Genomic DNA, 17,274 nt, shown 5'->3' with positions numbered 1-17,274 from the left:
CCATGGCCGAAACCCTACCGACCGACCTGCGACAGGAAGTCGCCACCGTCCAGAAGGACATCACCTTCCCGTCGTTCATGGGCATCCTGCGGGTGCAGGACGATACCCTGCTGACCCGTGGCGCCAGCATCAGCTACAAGATCTACGACGACATCGAGCGCGACTGCCACGCCTATGGCCTGCTGCAGAAGCGCAAGCTGGCGGTGGTAGCCCGGCCCTGGCAGGTCGATCCCGCATCGGAAGATCCGCGGGACGTGCAGGCCGCCGACATGGTGCGGGCCCAGCTCGCCAACATCGGCGTGCCCGCTCTCGACACCCCCGGCGATCAGGTGGTGGTGGCCAGCAACTTCGATCTGGTCTGCTACAACCTGCTGGACGCCTTGCTCAAGGGCTTTGCCGTGGGCGAGATCATGTGGGGCCGGGACGGTAGCGAGGTGGTGGTGCGGGAGGTGCGCTCCCGGGACCAGCGGCGGTTCAACTTCGACGTGGACTACAAGCTGCGCCTCAAGACCTTCCAGAACCTGATCCCCGGCGATCCGGTGCCGGCCCGCAAGTTCATCGTCCATAGCTTTGGCGCCAAGGACGGCAGTCCCTACGGCCACGGCCTGGGCTCCCGGCTGTTTTGGCCGGCCTTCTTCAAGCGCCAGGACATCACCTTCTGGCTGACCTTTCTGGACAAGTTTGGCAGTCCGACCGCAGTGGGGAAATACCCCAACGGTACGACCGAAAGCGACAAGAGCAAGCTCCTGTCGGCCCTGGGCGCCATCGCTCAGGATGCCGGCGTGACGATTCCGGAAGGGATGATCATCGAGTACCTGGAGGCCCAGCGCAGCGGCACGGTGAGCTACGAGCAGTTCTGTCGCTACATGGACGAGGAGATGACTTTCGCCGTGCTGGGCGAGTCGCCAACCTCCAAGGGCAGCGGTGGCGCCCTGGCCTCGGCGGCCGTTGCCCGGGAGGAGGTACGCCTGGAGCTGGTTCAGGCCGATGCGGACCTGCTCTCGGCAACCCTCAACGCAACCCTGTCGCCCTGGCTGACCGCCTACAACTGCCCCGGGGCCCGGCCGCCGAAGATCTGGCGCCAGGTCAAACGCCCCGAGGATCTGAAGGCCCGCAGCGAGCGGGACAAGAACATCCACGGCATCGGCTTCCGGCCGACCCTTGAGCAGATCCAGGAGGACTACGGCGGCAAGTGGGAGGTGGTGCCGGCCTCGGGCCAGAAGCCGATCCTTCCACCGCCGGCCGACTTTGCCGAGGGCGGCGAGTCCTTCGCCGATCAACAGGCCCTCGATGCCGCCATTGACGGCCTACCGGCCGACCAGGCCCAGGCTGCGATGGAAAAGGCGCTCAAGCCCGTGGTCCAGTACATCCAGAAGGGGGGCGATCCCCAGGAAGCGATGGCCCGCATCGCCGACGTTTATCCTGAGATGGACACGGCTTTCCTGGAGGAGATGCTGGCCCGTGCCATCTTCGTGGCCGAGATTTGGGGCCGGCTGTCGGCCGAGGCGGAGGCATAGATGGCCACCACCGATCCCTCCAACATCGACCTCCTGTATGCCCTCCAGTTGCCGCCCGAGAAGGCCATCGAATACTTCCGGCAGAAGGGTTACGCCATCTCCTGGAGTTGGCTCGACGTGTGGCAGGCGGCCCAGGCCAAAGCCTTCACCGTCGCCGGCGTCATGAAGATGGACATGCTGCAGGACATCCGTCAGGCGGTCGACAAGGCCCTGGCCACCGGCCAGACCTATTCCGACTTCGAGAAGGCTCTCATTCCAACCCTGCAGCGCCGGGGCTGGTGGGGGCGCGACGCCCAGGTGGATACCCGCACGGGGGAAGTGAAAGGCAAGGGGCTCACCCCCTGGCGGCTGAAGACCATCTACCAGACCAACCTGCAGACGGCCTACATGGCCGGTCGCTACAAGGCGTTCATGGAGAACGTCGAGGCGCGGCCGTACTGGCAATACACCGCCGTGATGGACCGCCGAACCCGCCCAACTCACGCCGCCATGAACGGCCTGGTGTTTCGGGCCGACGATCCCTTTTGGGAGAGCTTCTATCCGCCCAACGGCTACAACTGCCGCTGCCGGGTGCGCGCCCTGGACGGTGACAATCTCAAGGAACGCGGCCTCGATCTTTCCAGCTCGAAAGGGCGCCTCTCGCAGATCCAGGTGCCGACGTCGGCGCGGACCGATGCCCCAACGGCTGAGGTGACCCGATTCGAGTACGCTCCGCAGAGGTACGTGGCTCCCGATCCCGGCTGGAGCTACAACCCGGGCAAGGCAGCCTGGCAACCCGATCTATCCAAGTACGCCCCCGACCTGGTCAAGCAATACCATGATCGAAATCCGGGAAAATAGCCCCCAGATCGCCGAAGCTCTTGCACGGCTTGGCAGGTCTGCGGCCAATCTGGCGCCGGTCATGAGGGAGATCGCCGGCATCATGCACCATGAGGTGGAGGAGAACTTCGCCCAGCAGGGGCGGCCCAGGTGGTTGGGGCTGAAACCGCCAGTAGCCAAGCGCCGCATCGGCGGGAAAATCCTCCAGGACAGTGGCCAGCTCGCTGCCTCTATCGAACCAGGGAGTGATGCGAACAGCGCCTGGGTCGGCACCAATAAGGTCTATGCGGCGATCCACCAGTTCGGCGGCAAGACCAGCCCCCACGTGATCGCCCCGAGGCACAAGAAAGCCCTGGCTTTCGGTGGCCGATACGTCAAACGGGTCCAGCATCCCGGCTCCAATATCCCGGCTCGCCCGTTCCTGGTGATCACGGCCAGCGGCGAAGAGCACATCCTCAGCGCGGTCAGCCGCTACCTGAGCAAGGCGGCCGGTTAAACTAGCGCCTTGGAACGCGCTTCGAGACGTCGGCCGTTCTTATTTCCAATACTGCAAGGTTTTTGCGGCGGCCATCCCAGCACTTCCCGGATCATCCGGATTCTTCCCGGATTTATCTCGCCGCTTCCCCTTTATTTATCTCAGCCCCTCTCATCTTGCGCGCCGCCGGGCTGGGCTTGTCGGCGCGCCGGGCCAGGGCCTGGAGCAACTGCCGGGCGTTGTGGAAGTCGCCGCGCCAGAGCAGGGCGGTGCCCTCGCAGGTCAGCCGGTAGGCGGCGTCGGCGTTCAGGGTGTCGTCGGCGAGCTGCACCTTCTTGGGCGGCGGGCTGCCGTTTTCCGAGCGCCAGCGGGCGCTGTGGGGGCCGTCGCCGTCGGTCCAGCAGAGTTGGGGGATGTCGCTCATGACGGGGCCACGCTCGGTAAGGCGGGGCGGCTGCCCCGGGAGCGGCGATTGTAGAGAGGCCCCGGGTCCGGAGCAACGCGCGGGGGGCGCTGCTGCACAACGACACGGTGCCGGTACGGCGAGGCATGCCGGTGCGGGCTCGTCCGGCGTTTGCCGCAAGGGCCGCCGCCCGGTGCCCGTTTGACGTGCTGCACCGCAGCGCGCTACCCTGCCCGGGCTTCGGTTCCCCGTCCCGGGGATGAAAAGGGAATCCGGTGCGGATTGGGGGAAACCTCCCCGAATCCCAGTCCGGAGCTGCCCCCGCAACTGTAAGCGGCGAGTGTCGCGCCCATTCTTTGCCACTGGCGATGTCATGCCGGGAAGGCTGGCGCGATGCGGCGACCCGCAAGCCAGGAGACCTGCCGCGGCGTTCTTTCATCAATCCAAGTGGGGCGGGGTGTCCCCGGAGGAATGGAATGCGCGCATCTGCAACCGCTGTCCTGGCCCGGCGTCCGCTCCCTGCGGCTGCGCCGGTCCGTCATGGCCGCCCGTCCGGGTGGCCTGCCGCTTTCGCTCCCGTCGTTCCGGCCACGCCCGCTCCGCACCCTTCAGGAGATGCGCATGCGCATGGAAGCACTGGAGCAGGCCGCCGTCGCGGGGACGGCCACCGCTCGACCCCTCGATTCCCACGATTTCCCCGATTCTTCCGTTCCCGCCGCTGACACCCTGCCGGTGCTGTCGCCCACGGTGCTGGTGGACGTGGTCTTTCCCGACCAGGCCAACCACCACGGCACCCTCTTCGGCGGCGCCGCCCTGGCGATGATGGACAAGCTGGCTTTTCTCGTCGCCACCCGGGAAACCCGGCGCCCCATGGTCACCGCCAGCACCGGGGCCATCGACTTCCTCCGCCCGATCCCCCAGGGGCGGCTGGTGGAGCTGTCGGGCAGGGTGGCGCGCCGCGGCAACCGCTCGGTGGAGGTGGAAGTAGTGCTGGCCGCCGAGGACATGACCCGGGGGACACGGGAAACCTGCGCCACCGCCCGCTTCGTGCTGGTGGCGGTGGGGGAGGGCAGCGCCACCCCGCCGGCGGCCCCGGACCCGGTGATCCTGGCCGGCCTGGGGCCGGTCACCCATCTGGTGGAGATCGTCTTCCCCGGCCACACCAACCACCACGGCACCCTGTTCGGCGGCGAGGCCCTGGCCCGCCTGGGCAAGGCCGCCATGGTGGCTGCCACCCGCTACGCCCGGTTGCCGGTGGTGATGGCTGCTTCCGAGCGCATCGACTTTCACGCCCCGGTGCTGGAAGGCGAGATCGTCGATCTCGCCGCCCGGGTGGTGGCGGTGGGCAACACTTCGATGACGGTGGACGTGCTGATGTACGGCGAAGACCTGTTGAGCGGCCGGCGCCGCCTGTGCACCCGGGGCCGCTTCGTGCTGGTGGCGGTGGGCTACGATGGACGTCCCACGCCGGTGCCCCAGCCGTTCCGCGGCACGCACCCGGGCTGATCCGGCACTGGGCAAGGACCGCCCGGCCCCAGGGCAAGGGCGGTCCGGGGCGGGGATGGGCGGTCTATAGTCTTTTGCTATTTTCAATATGAAGACAATTGACTGGATTAACTGGCGGAGGGCCCCTAAGATGCATCCATCGCAGTACCCAACCCCAACCCGATTTGCCACAACCAGCTAAGGAGAATCACTGATGAGCACCTCCCTGATCAACACCGAAATCAAGCCGTTCAACGCCACCGCCTTCCACGCCGGCAAGTTCGTTCCCGTCTCCGACGCCGACCTGAAGGGCAAGTGGTCCGTGGTCTTCTTCTACCCCGCCGACTTCACCTTCGTCTGCCCGACCGAACTGGGCGACCTGGCCGACACCTACGGCGAGTTCCAGAAGCTGGGCGTGGAAATCTACTCCGTTTCCACCGACACCCACTTCACCCACAAGGCCTGGCACGACAGCTCCGAGACCATCGGTAAGATCACCTACCCGATGATCGGCGATCCCACCGGCGCCATCACCCGCAACTTTGGCGTGATGATCGAAGAAGCCGGCTTGGCCGAGCGCGGCACCTTCGTGATCGACCCCCAGGGCAAGATCCAGATCATCGAGATCAACGCCGGCGGCATTGGCCGCGACGCTGCCGAGCTGCTGCGCAAGGTCAAGGCCGCCCAGTACGTGGCCTCCCACCCGGGCGAAGTCTGCCCCGCCAAGTGGAAGGAAGGCGACGCCACCCTGGCCCCGTCCCTGGACCTGGTCGGCAAGATCTAAGCGCCACCGCAGCGCCCCAACCCCAAGCAGGAACCAACCCCCGGGCCCCGGCCCGGGGGGCGGGCAAGATGTTGCCCGGTTCCGGGATCCCAGCGGCAAGGCGCCTGCCATCAGGCTCAGACGTTTTCCCCCTGCAATTCCCCAATTCCCATCCAGATTCTTCGGGAGACCGCCATGCTCGACACCAACATCAAGACCCAGCTCAAGGCCTACCTTGAAAAGCTCGTCCAGCCCATCGAACTGGTGGCCTCCCTGGACGATTCTGCCAAGGCCCAGGAAATGCGCGGCCTGCTGCTGGACATCGCCGAACTGTCGCCCAAGGTGACCCTGCGCGAGAACGGCACCGCCGCCCGTCGCCCGTCCTTCGCCATCGCCAAGGCCGGCGAGACCCCGCGCATCCACTTCGCCGGCATCCCCATGGGCCACGAGTTCACCTCCCTGGTGCTGGCCCTGCTGCAAAGCGGCGGCCACCCGCCCAAGATCGAAGCCGACGTGATCGCGCAGATCAAGGGCCTGGAAGGCAAGTTCAGCTTCGAGACCTTCGTCTCCCTGTCCTGCCACAACTGCCCGGACGTGGTGCAGGCCCTCAACACCCTGGCCGTGCTCAACCCCGGCTTCGAAGCGGTGATGATCGACGGCGGCATGTTCCAGAAGGAAGTGGAAGACCGCCAGATCATGGGCGTGCCCGCCGTCTATCTCAACGGCGAACTGTTCGGCCAGGGCCGCATGGAACTGGGCGAAATCATCGCCAAGCTCGACACCGGTGCCGCCGCCCGGGCCGCCGAGAAGATCGCCCAGAAGGACGTGTTCGACGTGTTGGTGGTGGGGGGCGGCCCGGCCGGCGCCGCCGCCGCCATCTACGCCGCCCGCAAGGGCATCCGCACCGGCGTGGCGGCCGAGCGCTTCGGCGGCCAGGTGCTCGACACCCTGGGCATCGAGAACTTCATCTCGGTGAAGGAAACCGAAGGCCCCAAGCTGGCCATGGCCCTGGAACAGCACGTGCGCGACTACGACGTGGACATCATGAACCTGCAACGCGCCGTGGGCCTCAAGCCCGCCGCCGACGGCAAGCCCGCCGAGGTCACCCTGGCCAACGGCGCAGTGCTCAAGAGCAAGACGGTGATCCTTTCCACCGGCGCCCGCTGGCGCGAGATGGGCGTGCCCGGCGAAGCCGAGTACCGCACCAAGGGCGTGGCCTACTGCCCCCACTGCGACGGTCCCCTGTTCAAGGGCAAGCGCGTGGCGGTGATCGGCGGCGGCAACTCCGGTGTGGAGGCAGCCATCGACCTGGCTGGCATCGTCGCCCACGTCACCCTGCTGGAGTTCGGTGCCGAACTGCGCGCCGACGCCGTGCTGCAAAAGAAGCTCCACAGCCTGCCCAACGTCACCGTCATCACCCAGGCCCAGACCACCGAAGTCACCGGCGACGGCCAGAAGGTCAACGGCCTGGTGTACAAGGACCGGGCGAGCGGTGAAACGAAGAAGGTGGAACTGGAAGGCATCTTCGTCCAGATCGGCCTGCTACCCAACACCGACTGGCTCAAAGGCACGGTGGAACTGTCCAGCCGAGGCGAGATCATCATCGACGACAAGGGCCAGACCACGGTCCCCGGCGTCTTCGCCGCGGGCGACTGCACCACGGTGCCCTACAAGCAGATCATCATCGCCATGGGCGAAGGCGCCAAGGCCAGCCTCGCCGCCTTCGATCACCTGATCCGCACGTCGGTGACGGCGTAAGTTTTACCGCCGCAGCAACAAAAAGCCCGCCCTGGGGAACCGGGGTGGGCTTTTTTCTGGCTTTTAAATAATGTTTAATTATCAAATAGATGGGGGTGGTTTCTGTATGATCGGAAAAATTCCAGCCAATATTATTAATTTGCAAATGGAATTTTGTTGTGGGATGTGGCGTTATAATTGTTTAAGGTTTCAAAGGCGGTGAATTTTCCTATTTTTAGCGATATGCATACTGCTAAAATGTCATGGAATTGTGTTAATCCGGTAAAAAATGGGGATATATGCAGTGTGAAAAATGCGGCTCTGAAAACACTCAGAGACTACAGGTTGTTTTTGAAGGGGGAACCCAAGATATCAATGCTAAGAGTCATACTGCGGGCGTTGGGAGCTTGGGGGGCGCACTCGGTTTAAGTGGTGCCGTGACTAAAACTTCTGGTACTTCCCAGTCGATTCTGGCGCAAAAGGCAACCCCACCGCAAAAACGTTCCCTCAAGGGACCGCTAAGCGCGGCTATTATTGGTCTTTTTTGTTTGGGTGGTAGTACAGGGCCTTTCCTGTTTGGTTTGCTATTGATCGCAGCAGGAGGGTATTTCGCTTATGCTGCGACCCAGTTCAACTCTAAGGAGTGGCCAGGGCAGTATCAATACTGGTTGGATAGTTGGCTTTGTCACAAGTGTGGGAATGTTTATCACCATCCATAAGTCATAAACGTGGCGCTTGAAAACTCTGTCGGGTTGGCTTAGACGGGGTTTTCCTTGAAAGCGCTGATCACGGCCGTTTATTCCGCTTCGCCAGCATGTCGTAGCACCCGTCCGACACTTCCTTCTGGTGGTCCAGCAGGCAGTTCACGATGCGGCCGCCGCCGGGTTGGACGCCTTGGCAGAGGCGGCCTACGTCCTGTTTGCAGGCGGCCAGGCCACGCTGGTTGTCCAGGCGCTGCTTGAGGGCGTTGTAGCAGCCGTCGGAAATGTCCTGCTGGTGGTCGAGCAGGCATTCCTGGGCGGGGCCGGAGCCGGGGCAGAACTTCTGGACGTCGGCCTGGCAGGCGGGGGGCGTCTGGGCCTGGGCGATCGCGGGCAGGCCGGCGAGGGCGAGGAGCAGGGGCTGGGCGCGGCGGAGGGCGGTACGGGTGGAGTTGCGGAACATGGCGTCACCTGAGGGGCGGAGGATGTAAAACGGCCCCGGAGGCGCGAACCTTCCGGGGCCGGCAAGGGTGTCCTGGGCGGCGCTCAGCCCCGGTGCGGGCGGGCGGTGCGGGCGTCGTTGCGGCGTTCGGCCCGGTCGGCGTTCAGGTCGCGGTGGTCCTGGCGGCGGTCGGCCCGGTCGGTGTGCAGATCCTGGCGGTCCTGGCGCAGGTCGCGGCGGTCGTTGCCGATGTCGCGGCGATCCCGCTGCACTGCCCGGTTGTCCTGGCGCAGGGTGGAATCGTCGCGGCGCAGGTTCTGGCGGTCCTGGGCGAGGGCGGCGGAGTTGCCGCTCTGGCGGTCGTTGCGCAGGGTGTTGAGGTCCTGGCGGCGCTGGGCGGCGGCCTGTTGGTCGGCACTGCGGTCCTGGTTGAGCTGGTTGCGGTCCTGGCGCAGGTCGGTCCGGTCGTTGGCGATGTTGCTGCGGTCCTGGCGGATGTCCCGATTGTCCTGGCGCAGATCGCGGCGATCCTGGCGGATGTCGCGGTTGTCCTGGTTCACGGCCGGGTTGCCGCCGCTGGGCGGGGTCGGGCTGGTGCTGGTCTGGGCGAAGGCGGCGCCGGCGCACAGGGTGCACACGGCGAGGGCGATAAGGGTCTTGCGGATCAGCATGGCGTTCTCCTGATAGGGCGGCGCATTGCGATGGCGCCTGGGCGTGGCGGGGACTGCGTGAAGGCTCGGTCGGTGTCAGGCAAGACGGCTAGGGCGGCCGGGGCGCAACTGCCTCCCCGTTGCCGGTGGAATCGGATCAGTCGTGGTGCCAGTAACCGCCGCTCAGGCGCCACTGGCCCTGGTCATCCCGGTCCCAGCGGTGGGGCACCCAGTGCTCCCGCTCCCGGTGGCGTTCCCAGTGGCCCTCGATCCAGCGGTGCTGGTTGCCTTCCCAGTGCCAGTAGCCGGGCACCCAGAAGAAATCACGGCCCGGGGCCTCGGGGATCACTTCCACTCGGGGCGGCGGCGGGGCCACGGGGGCGACCACGGCCACGCTGGGGCCGCTGATCGTCACCCGGGGCGGCACCACGGTACAGGCGCCCAGGGCCAGGGTGCAGGCCAGCAGCGGGACGAGGAAGGCGGATGGCTTGTTCATATGCGATCTCGGATAAAAACCCGTAAATGGCGGCTTGTTCCGGAATCGGCGGAGCGTGGCGTAAAAGCGCCGTCGCGTTCCGGTAAATCCCTGCCAATGCAGCCATTACGCCAGGGTTGAGGGCCGGGGGGCGACCGTCCTGGCCGGGGCGAAATCACATTAATCCTGACGTTTGACCGTGATCTGACCTAAAACGCGGCCATCACGCCGAAAGCGCGTAAAAAAATGTAAGGATTTCGATACAGAACGGCCCGGCCGCCTTGCCATGGGGCATGGCCGCAGCCGCCGCCACGGGCGGGGGGTGAGGAATGGGGCTGCTTAAGACCGGCGGGATGACCGGCCGAGGCCGAGTTGGCCGAACTGGCCGGGATGCCGTCCGCCGGCCCAGGCGGCCGGCGGAGGAAGGGGAGAAACGGGGATGGGGGATTAGGGAGCGGCAAGCCGCCCCGCGCCATGGCGCGGGGCTACCGGAGCGACGATCAGAAGGGTGGGTCGGACTCGCCCTTGAGGGCCAGGAATTCGTCGATCAGGCGGGCCAGCAGGGCGTCCTTGTCGTCGTCGGACAGCCCCAGCAGCTGGGCGGCACGGCGAGCCTTGCCCGGATTGATGTGGCGCGGGGTGGCCGGAGCCTCGGCCGGTGCCTCGGCAGCGGAGGGCATGGCCGGAGCGGCAGGCGCGGTGGCTGCACCGGACTCAGCGGCGGCACCGGGTTGGCCCGGTACAGCGGCTGCGGCTGCCCCGGCCCCATCGCCGTGTCCGCCGGCCGCCGCAGCGGCAGGAGCCGGTGGTTCGGACGCTTCCGCCTTCTTGCGACCGCGCTTCAGGCCTTCGGCAGAGAGGGCGCTTTCCACCGCCTGCTTGGCCAGCTTCGCGCCGTCCTGCACCTGTTCGATCAGGGTATCCACCCGAGCTTCGTTCTTCTGCGCCAGCTTTTCCAACTGGATGGCGGTGGCGGTGCTGGTGATCTTGCCCGAGTCGAGCAGGGCGCTGACCTTGGGCGACAGGTTGGCGGCGGCGGTGGCCTGGTTGAGCCAGGATTGGGGCCGGCCGAAGTGCTCGGCGGCGGCCTCGCGGCTGTCGAAGCGCTGGGCGATGGCCTGGATGGCGTTGGCCATCTCCCGGCTCTCCAAGGGCGCGCGCACGCCCTGGCCCAGGTTCTCGAAGACCTGGATCTCAAGGGCCTCCTCCGCGGCGCAGGGGCGCACCAGGGCCGGCACCCGGGTTTCGCCGGCGAGCATGGCGGCGCGCCAGCGGCGCTCGCCGACGATCAGGCGATGCCGCCCATCGCTACCGGCGGGTTGCACGATCAGGGGCTGGATCAGCCCCTTGGCCTGGATCGAGGCCACCAGGGCCTTCAGTCCGGCGGTATCCACCTGCTTGCGCGGGTGTTCCGGGTCCGGGTCGATCAACGCCAAGTCGATCAGCTTGAAATCGGGTGGGGTGTCCTTGAAGGCCATGGCCGTTCCTGCAAACGAAGCAAAAGAAGAAAACAAAATCCCCCGCCGTGGGCGGGGGCAAAAAGGGGCGGCATGGTGCGACTTTTTGCCAGGGTTTTCAAGGCTTGACGGCGGCGGTTTCCAGCGGACGCACCGCCTGGCCGGCTGCTTTGGGCTTTTTGCCCCGGCGCAGCCACATCAGCACCCCGGTGGCGGCCAGCAGCAAGGCCAGGGGGCCGGCGGCGGCCACCAGCAGGCGGCTGGGCAGGCCGAAGGCGCTGCCGGTGTGCAGAGGCGTTTGCCAGGCCAGGTAGGCCTCGCCGGCGGGCAGGCGGGTGGCGTCCTTGACCCGCAGCGCGTTGCCGCGCCAGGGATCGACCCACACCGTGCTGCGGCCGCCGCTGGGGCGGCGCACCTCGCCAGGCAGCAGGAACGAGACGGCGTAGGCGTCCCGGGGCGATTGGGGCAGGCCGATGCGCTTGAGGGCGCCCTGGGGCAGGGCGGCCTGGGCGGCGGCCACCGCCTCGTCCGGGGTCAGGGGTGCCTGGCCGGAGCGTGGCTCGACCCGGGGCGGCTTGTCCGCGTCCAGGGGGGCGAACCAGCCCACCACCGGCTTCACGGTGGCGGGCCGGGCCATGTACATGCCGGTGACGGCCAGGACGAGCAGCACGGGCAGGGTGTAGAAGCCGGCGGCCCGGTGCAGGTCGAACAGCAGGCGCCCCGTTCCGGCATTGCGCTTGACCGTCAGGGCTAGGCGCAGCTTGCGCCGGCCCGGCCACCACAGGTAGAGGCCAGCCAGGGAGGTGAGGCTCCAGGCCAGGGCGGCGCCGGCCATCAGCCACAGGCCGAACTCGCCGAGCAGCAACTGGCCGTGCAGGTGGTTGACGAGGTGCAGCAGACCGGTCCGGCTGAAGTCGATGCGGCTGCGTTCCCGGGCGCCCAGCTCGCGGCCGCTGTAGGGGTCGAACAGGGCCTGGAGCCAGTCGAAGCGCCCCGGCTCGCCGGCCCGGGGTTGTTTCAGCCACACCGCCGTGGCATCGCCCGGGCGGGCCGGCGGGGTAATGGACACCGCTTGGTGGGCGGGATGGTTGCGCCGGGCAGTGTCGAGCAGCTCGGCCAGGGGCCGGGGCACAGCATCCGCCCGAGGCGGGGCGATGGTGAGCAGCTCCGGATTGAGCAGCCGGTCCAGTTCCGGGGTGAAGACGAGAAGGCTGCCGGTGACGGCGGCGAGGCCCACCAAAGCGGCCAGGGCCAGGCCGGTGTAGCGGTGCAGCAGGGAGCACAGGCGGCGGATGCGCATGGGATCGGGGATTCAGGTTGGTCGGGGTAAAAAAATGCGCAGCCCGAAGGCTGCGCCAAAAAAGGGGGGCAGGTACCCCCCACGAGGGAACGGTTCAGGCGCGGCGCCGCCGGGCGCCCCAGGCAAAGCCCAGGGCCACCAGCACGCCCAGGCCGGCGAGGGCCCAGGAGGCGGCCTCGGGCGGCACGGGGGCGGCGGTGCGCTTTTCTTCCTTCATCGCGTAGCCCTCCACCGCTTCGCTGGCCGGTGCCGGGGGCTGGGCCGGCGGAGTGGCCTGGCTGGCGCGGTCCGCCGCCTGGGGCCGGACGGCGGCAGGCTGGGCGTTGGTCGCCGTGGTCGCCGTGGCCGGCGTGGTTGCCGTGGCGGTTCGGCCGCCGGCAGGCGCGGCGCTGCCGCTGCCGGGGGCCCGGGCACCTGCTCCCGGCGCCGGCAGGGCGCGGGCGTCGGCCATGTCCCGGGCGTCCTGGGCCTGGGCCAGGGCGGTGACCTCGGGGCTGCTGCACGAGGCGGCGTTGCAGGCCACGCCGGCTTCGGCGATCACTTCCCGGTTCACCTGCTCCAGATGGGCCTTCACCTGGGGGTCGGCCTGCCAGTAGCCCTTGTTGATGGCCACCAGCATCTTGTCCACCACCGCCTGGTAGGCGCGCAGGTTCTTGGCCTCGCGGAACTTGTCCTTCACGCCCAGCCGGTTGCGGTCGGCCACGTAGGTCTCGTACATCTCCTGCCACTTGGCTCCGTCCACCGCTTCGGGCACGGTCACCTGCCAGCCCCACAGGTGCTCAGTCACCTTCATGACGAAGCGGGCGCCGGCGTAGCCTTCGTTGAGCATGGCCTTGACCCATTCCGGGTTGGTGTAGCGGGTGCGCATCTCCCGGCCCATGAACTTGTCCAGGGTCTCGTGCTTGCCGCCCTTGCCGTCGGCCAGGTTGAGGATGAGGGTTTCCGGCGACTTGCCGTTCACTTGGCGGATGGCCATGGAAGTGGCGCCCAGGTACTGGAACACGTCGTCGTTATCCAGGGTGCCGTAGAGGTTGGAGGAACGGGAGTGGATGGCCGCCTTGGCGTCCTTCAGGGCCATCTTGAAGACGTCCACCGCCAGGGCCGCGCCGCCGGGGCGGTCGCCCCAGTAGCCCTGGCCGAAAAGATGGCCGACCCGGTTGAAGTACACGTCGGCCACCTGGCTTTCCTGGTCCCAGGTGTTGCTGGCCTGGACCACGTTGTCCACGCCGGTGCCGTAGGCGCCGGAAGGCTCGGTGAACACCCGCACCGCCGCCAGGCGTGCCGCTTCGGCCGGGGCGATGCCCCGCTGCTCCAGGGCCTGGCGGGTCTTCTGCACGTTGGCGCGGATCGGGTTGTCGTGCTCTTCCAGGTCCTTCACCTTGGAGACGGCCTCGTCCACCAGCTGCATCAGGGTCGGCAGGGCGTCCCGGTAGAGGCCCGAGGGCACCACGGTGACGTCCACCCGGGGGCGGCCCAGGTCGCGGCGGGAGATGATCTCCAGGCCGCTGACCCGGCCCCGCTCGTCCCATTGGGGTTTCACCCCCAGCAGGGCGAGAATCTCCGCCTCGGTGACGCCTTCATGGCGCATGGCCTCGGTGCTCCACAGGTTGAACACCACCCGGTCCGGATACTGGCCGTGGCGCTGCCGGTAGTCGGCGACGAACTTCTCGGCCAGGCTGCGGCCCTGTTCCCAGGTGCCCGGAGTGGGCAGGCGGGAGGGGTCGAAGCCGTAGAGGTTGCGCCCGGTGGGCAGGGAGTCCGGATTGCGGATCGGGTCGTTGCCCGGGCCGGCAGCCACGTAGCGGCCGGCCAGCCCCGCTTCCAGGGCGTCCAGCTCGGCCTTGCCGCTGGCTTCCATATTGGCCATCAGGGCTTCCAGGCGGCGTTGGTGTTCGACCGGGGCCAGCTTGCCGGCCAGGGCCAGGATGGCCTCGGCGGTGCTGCGCTGCATGTCCTTGGGCGGGGCGACGCCGAAGGTGTGCAGGCCGTAGGGGGCCTGGTGTTCGCTCACCTCCTTCAGGTAGTGCTCCAGCTCCTCCACGTCTTCGCCGTCGGCCAGGGCCGTTTTGCCGATGTCCTTGAGCACGCCTAGCTTGCGGCCCTGGGCGTTGACCTCGCCGAGGGCGGCGGCCGCGGCTGATTCGCTTTTTTGGGCTGCCACCACGTAGTCGTCGATGAGGCCCCGCAGCTTGACCAGTTCCAGGTTGAGGCTGGCCTTGTCGAAGGGCGGCGTCATGTGGGAGATGATGGTGGCCATGCCGCGCCGCTTGGCCTGCAGGGCCTCGCCGATGTCGTCCACGATGTAGGGGTAGAGCTGGGGCACGTCGCCCACCATGGCCTCCCCCGGATCGGCGGCGGTGAAGCCCACCTCCTTGCCGGAGAGCCACTCGTGGGTGGCGTGGGTGCCCACGTGCACCATGGCGTGGGCCTGGTAGCCCTTTTGCAGCCACAGGTAGAAGGCCAGGTACTGGTGGTGGGGCGGCAGGGCCACGTCGTGGTACATCTTCTTGATGTCACCCTCCCAGCCCCGGGACGGCTGGGGCGCGAAGACCAGATTGCCGTAGCGTTGGGCGGGGAATACGAAGTGGGGCTTGCCCTTGCCGTCCTTCCACAGCATCACCTTGGAGTTCTCCGGCTCGCCCCAGGCCTTGACCATGGCGTTGCGCAGCGCCTCCGGCTGGCGGTCGAACCACTTCCGGTAGTCGCTCACCGGCAGCAGCATGGCGTGGCCGCCGCGCACCATCTTTTCCAGGGCGCCCGGGGCCCAGTTGCCGATGTTGGTGCCGTGCTCGCGCAGGGCGTCGAACAGGGCCTCTTCCGTGGCCGGGCGGCCCTGGGCGTTATAGCCGGCCTGCTCCAGGCGGCCGAGGATCTGCCACAGGGAGCGGGGCAGCACGTTGAGGTAGGAGGCGCCGATGTTCTCCTTGCCCGGCGGGTAGTTGTAGTAGATCACCGCCACCTTCTTGTTGGCCGGCAGTTCGTAGCGCAGCGCCACCCACTTCTTGATGCGGTCCGCCAGGCGCTCGACGCGTTCGGGGATGGGCGTCTCGACCATGTAGGCGAGGCCGCTGTCCGGGTCCACCACCCGTTCCTTGGAGGCCACCACGGTGGGGGCCACGGCCCCGGCGAATTCGGCGCCGGCCACCTGCCAGGCCCGCTCCGACAGGGACAGGCCCAGGGGCGAGGCTTCCCATTCCTCCCGGGTCTGGTTGTACAGGGTCATGGCATTGACCACCGGTACGTCCAGGCGCTTCATCGCCGGGATGGTCTTTTCCGGGACGTTGCCCATCTTCAGGGCCAGGCCCACCACGGCGGCCACCCGGGACTGGCCCCGGGCGTCGAGGAAATAGCGTTCTGCCGGAATCTCGGAGGGAAAGCCGAAGGCCGGCACCACGTTGAAGCCCCGGGCTTCCAGGCGGCCGACGATGGCTTCGAGCAACGGCGAGCTGCCGGCCTGGGCGGTGACCCGGTTGAACAGCACCCCCACCCATACCCGGCCGGCGGCGTCGGGGTGGCGGGCCAGGTAGTCCCGGGCGTAGTCGTCGAAGTTGGCGTAGAGCCGGTTGCCGCGCGGCTCCCACAGCCCGGTGGCGGGGAAGGGCCGGGCCTCGGGGTAGGCCAGGGGCTGCTTGAAGTCCCGGGCCAGCAGGCGGCGCAGCATGGCCACCAGATTGTCCTGGCCGCCGGCCTGGGCGTAGGCGCGCAGGGTCTCGTCCCGGGTCAGCCCGGCCTGCTTTTCGCCTTCCTCGAAGGGCGAGCCCACGGCGTAGGCCCGGGCGCCCCGGGCGGCCATGGCGCGCACCGCCGGGGTGATGGTGGCGGCCAGTTCCCGGCCCATGTTGTACACCAGGGCGGCATCGGCCTGGGCCAGGGTCTCCAGGTCGGCGGCGGAGAGCTGGGTGGAGGAAACGATGTGGAAACGCACCTGGGCCAAGGCCCGCCGTTCGGCCTCGGGCACGGTCCGGTCCCGGGCCTGCTGGCGCAGCTGCTTGACCGCTCCCACCGCCGGCAGGGTGGCCGGGTCGCCGGGGATGAGCACCACCGACAGGGGCTTGGCCCAGGCCGCGCCGCCCAGGCACAGGCAGAGCAGCAGGCCGCGCAGGGCGGTGGTGAGCAGATCAGTTGCCCGGAACATAGACGACCCTCCCGTCGGGCAGCTTGTAGGCGGTGCCGAGGCGTTCGCCCCGGCCCGAGAGCTTCTCGTCGGTGACCTTGGAGGCTTTGATCTCGTTGCCCTTCTTGGTGATGATCTCCATCTCGCCGCTGGCGTTCTTCTTCACCAGGGTCACCTCGGAGGTGGGGTCGAGCAGGTCCATCATGTTGTAGGCCATGAACAGGGCGATCATCATCGAGACGATGAAGACGATGCTGGCGTCGAACAGGTTGGCGACCCCGGCGATGGGGTCTTCCAGGGCCTCGCCGTCCAGGGAGAAGCGCCTACGCCGCTGCAGCAACCGCATCGTCGGCCTCCGCTTGCAGGTGGTGGGGCTGGGGCAGTCCGGCGTCGGCCAGGGCCAACTCGGCGTCGTGGGCCATCTCGCGCACGTCGGCGCGCACCCAGCGCTCCCGGGACAGGGCGATCAGGTAGGCCAGCACCCCGGCGCCCAGGCCGGCCACGGTGGCGGTGAAGGCGGTGACCATGCTGCCGGCCATCTTCGGGATGTTGCCCTCGGCCAGGGCCGCCAGCGAAATGCCCATGGGGATCAGGGTGCCCATCAACCCCAGGGCCGGCCCCACCTTGATGACGAAGCGGATGCGATCGAGGCGCCGCGACAGCGCCAGCTCCTCGGCCTGGAGCTGGCGCTCCACCTCGATCGCCAGGCGCTGGGGCGCATGGCGGTGGCGGCCGCGCAGCAGGGCCAGGCGGCGGGAAAAGCCGTCCCGGTCGGGAAAACGCCCGCGCTGGCGTTGCCAGGCTTCGAACAGGGCCATGCCGAGCTGCACCGGCATGTAGCAGACGAGCAGGGCGCAGCCGCCGATCACCGGCAGGTAGAGGGCGGTGGAGACCTGGTAGAGCAGGTGCTCGATGAGGGTGACGATTTCCATGGGG

14 protein-coding genes, 1 pseudogene and 1 riboswitch are annotated in these 17,274 nt (G+C 67.7%); of the genes and pseudogenes, 6 read left to right on the top strand and 9 right to left on the bottom strand.

All coding sequences use genetic code 11. From position 1 onward, the window contains the following. Positions 1–2: 2 nt before the first annotated feature. From V7Z98_RS14065 to V7Z98_RS14055, 3 genes are read left to right on the top strand one after another with little or no spacing between them, the layout of a single operon-like run. Positions 3–1,517, top strand: a complete 1,515-nt coding sequence (locus V7Z98_RS14065) for a DUF935 domain-containing protein (RefSeq protein WP_334158664.1) — start codon at positions 3–5, stop codon at positions 1,515–1,517. Further along, positions 1,518–2,357: a phage head morphogenesis protein gene (locus V7Z98_RS14060; protein WP_334158663.1), complete on the top strand. Its 840-nt coding sequence runs from the start codon at positions 1,518–1,520 to the stop codon at positions 2,355–2,357. Further along, entirely contained in the window at positions 2,335–2,832 is a 498-nt protein-coding gene (locus V7Z98_RS14055; RefSeq protein ID WP_334158662.1) for a phage virion morphogenesis protein, read from the top strand. Before V7Z98_RS14060 ends, V7Z98_RS14055 begins: the two co-directional genes overlap by 23 nt. 163 nt (positions 2,833–2,995) lie before the next feature. On the opposite strand, the pseudogene V7Z98_RS14050 reads toward V7Z98_RS14055, so the two are convergent. Further along, a pseudogene (locus V7Z98_RS14050) lies at positions 2,996–3,235 on the bottom strand (methyltransferase); the annotation flags it as partial. Between the two features lie 203 nt (positions 3,236–3,438). Further along, positions 3,439–3,655, top strand: a riboswitch (cobalamin riboswitch). A 180-nt stretch (positions 3,656–3,835) separates the two neighbouring features. On the opposite strand from V7Z98_RS14050, the gene V7Z98_RS14045 reads away from it, so the two are divergent. From V7Z98_RS14045 to ahpF, 3 genes are all read left to right on the top strand, one after another. Further along, positions 3,836–4,720 (top strand): acyl-CoA thioesterase, encoded by an 885-nt coding sequence (locus V7Z98_RS14045; RefSeq protein ID WP_334158661.1) that lies wholly within the window; start codon positions 3,836–3,838, stop codon positions 4,718–4,720. A gap of 193 nt (positions 4,721–4,913) precedes the next feature. Then, a complete protein-coding gene (gene ahpC, locus V7Z98_RS14040; RefSeq protein WP_293260623.1) occupies positions 4,914–5,483 on the top strand; it encodes an alkyl hydroperoxide reductase subunit C in 570 nt (189 codons plus the stop codon). 174 nt (positions 5,484–5,657) lie between these two features. Continuing rightward, complete coding sequence (ahpF, locus tag V7Z98_RS14035; RefSeq protein ID WP_334158660.1) at positions 5,658–7,220, top strand: alkyl hydroperoxide reductase subunit F; 1,563 nt, start codon at positions 5,658–5,660, stop codon at positions 7,218–7,220. Positions 7,221–7,985: 765 nt separating this feature from the next. Here ahpF and V7Z98_RS14030 read toward each other — a convergent pair. From V7Z98_RS14030 to V7Z98_RS13995, 8 genes are all read right to left on the bottom strand, one after another. Further along, entirely contained in the window at positions 7,986–8,363 is a 378-nt protein-coding gene (locus V7Z98_RS14030; RefSeq protein ID WP_334158659.1) for a cysteine rich repeat-containing protein, read from the bottom strand. Positions 8,364–8,446: 83 nt separating this feature from the next. Continuing rightward, a complete protein-coding gene (locus V7Z98_RS14025; protein WP_334158658.1) occupies positions 8,447–9,013 on the bottom strand; it encodes a hypothetical protein in 567 nt (188 codons plus the stop codon). A gap of 136 nt (positions 9,014–9,149) precedes the next feature. Next, a complete protein-coding gene (locus tag V7Z98_RS14020; RefSeq protein ID WP_334158657.1) occupies positions 9,150–9,488 on the bottom strand; it encodes a YXWGXW repeat-containing protein in 339 nt (112 codons plus the stop codon). A 479-nt stretch (positions 9,489–9,967) separates the two neighbouring features. Continuing rightward, positions 9,968–10,945 carry a ParB/RepB/Spo0J family partition protein gene (locus V7Z98_RS14015; RefSeq protein WP_334158656.1) on the bottom strand — a complete coding sequence of 326 codons (978 nt, stop codon included), beginning with the start codon at positions 10,943–10,945 and terminating at the stop codon, positions 9,968–9,970. 97 nt (positions 10,946–11,042) lie between these two features. After that, positions 11,043–12,224: a PepSY-associated TM helix domain-containing protein gene (locus tag V7Z98_RS14010; protein WP_334158655.1), complete on the bottom strand. Its 1,182-nt coding sequence runs from the start codon at positions 12,222–12,224 to the stop codon at positions 11,043–11,045. Between the two features lie 94 nt (positions 12,225–12,318). Next, positions 12,319–16,359, bottom strand: coding sequence for a cobaltochelatase subunit CobN (locus V7Z98_RS14005; protein WP_334158654.1), 4,041 nt, complete (start codon positions 16,357–16,359; stop codon positions 12,319–12,321). Continuing rightward, the gene (locus tag V7Z98_RS14000) at positions 16,343–16,684 is read right to left on the bottom strand and encodes a DUF2149 domain-containing protein (protein WP_293260613.1); all 342 of its coding nucleotides are present in this window, start codon (positions 16,682–16,684) and stop codon (positions 16,343–16,345) included. Before V7Z98_RS14000 ends, V7Z98_RS14005 begins: the two co-directional genes overlap by 17 nt. Then, complete coding sequence (locus V7Z98_RS13995) at positions 16,662–17,270, bottom strand: MotA/TolQ/ExbB proton channel family protein (protein WP_334158653.1); 609 nt, start codon at positions 17,268–17,270, stop codon at positions 16,662–16,664. Before V7Z98_RS13995 ends, V7Z98_RS14000 begins: the two co-directional genes overlap by 23 nt. Positions 17,271–17,274: the final 4 nt, after the last annotated feature.

The sequence above is a fragment of the Oryzomicrobium sp. genome, assembly GCF_036820405.1.
Lineage (GTDB): Bacteria > Pseudomonadota > Gammaproteobacteria > Burkholderiales > Rhodocyclaceae > Oryzomicrobium.
Note: the sequence above shows the minus strand (reverse complement) of the source record. Positions and strands in the feature narration are given on the sequence as shown.

Bases quoted from the DNA above. Each gene is read 5' to 3' on its own strand.
- V7Z98_RS14065 (WP_334158664.1), top strand. From the start codon at position 3: ATGGCCGAAACCCTACCGACCGACCTGCGACAGGAAGTCGCCACCGTC.
- V7Z98_RS14060 (WP_334158663.1), top strand. From the start codon at position 1,518: ATGGCCACCACCGATCCCTCCAACATCGACCTCCTGTATGCCCTCCAG.
- V7Z98_RS14055 (WP_334158662.1), top strand. From the start codon at position 2,335: ATGATCGAAATCCGGGAAAATAGCCCCCAGATCGCCGAAGCTCTTGCA.
- V7Z98_RS14045 (WP_334158661.1), top strand. From the start codon at position 3,836: ATGCGCATGGAAGCACTGGAGCAGGCCGCCGTCGCGGGGACGGCCACC.
- ahpC (WP_293260623.1), top strand. From the start codon at position 4,914: ATGAGCACCTCCCTGATCAACACCGAAATCAAGCCGTTCAACGCCACC.
- ahpF (WP_334158660.1), top strand. From the start codon at position 5,658: ATGCTCGACACCAACATCAAGACCCAGCTCAAGGCCTACCTTGAAAAG.
- V7Z98_RS14030 (WP_334158659.1), bottom strand. From the start codon at position 8,363: ATGTTCCGCAACTCCACCCGTACCGCCCTCCGCCGCGCCCAGCCCCTG.
- V7Z98_RS14025 (WP_334158658.1), bottom strand. From the start codon at position 9,013: ATGCTGATCCGCAAGACCCTTATCGCCCTCGCCGTGTGCACCCTGTGC.
- V7Z98_RS14020 (WP_334158657.1), bottom strand. From the start codon at position 9,488: ATGAACAAGCCATCCGCCTTCCTCGTCCCGCTGCTGGCCTGCACCCTG.
- V7Z98_RS14015 (WP_334158656.1), bottom strand. From the start codon at position 10,945: ATGGCCTTCAAGGACACCCCACCCGATTTCAAGCTGATCGACTTGGCG.
- V7Z98_RS14010 (WP_334158655.1), bottom strand. From the start codon at position 12,224: ATGCGCATCCGCCGCCTGTGCTCCCTGCTGCACCGCTACACCGGCCTG.
- V7Z98_RS14005 (WP_334158654.1), bottom strand. From the start codon at position 16,359: ATGTTCCGGGCAACTGATCTGCTCACCACCGCCCTGCGCGGCCTGCTG.
- V7Z98_RS14000 (WP_293260613.1), bottom strand. From the start codon at position 16,684: ATGCGGTTGCTGCAGCGGCGTAGGCGCTTCTCCCTGGACGGCGAGGCC.
- V7Z98_RS13995 (WP_334158653.1), bottom strand. From the start codon at position 17,270: ATGGAAATCGTCACCCTCATCGAGCACCTGCTCTACCAGGTCTCCACC.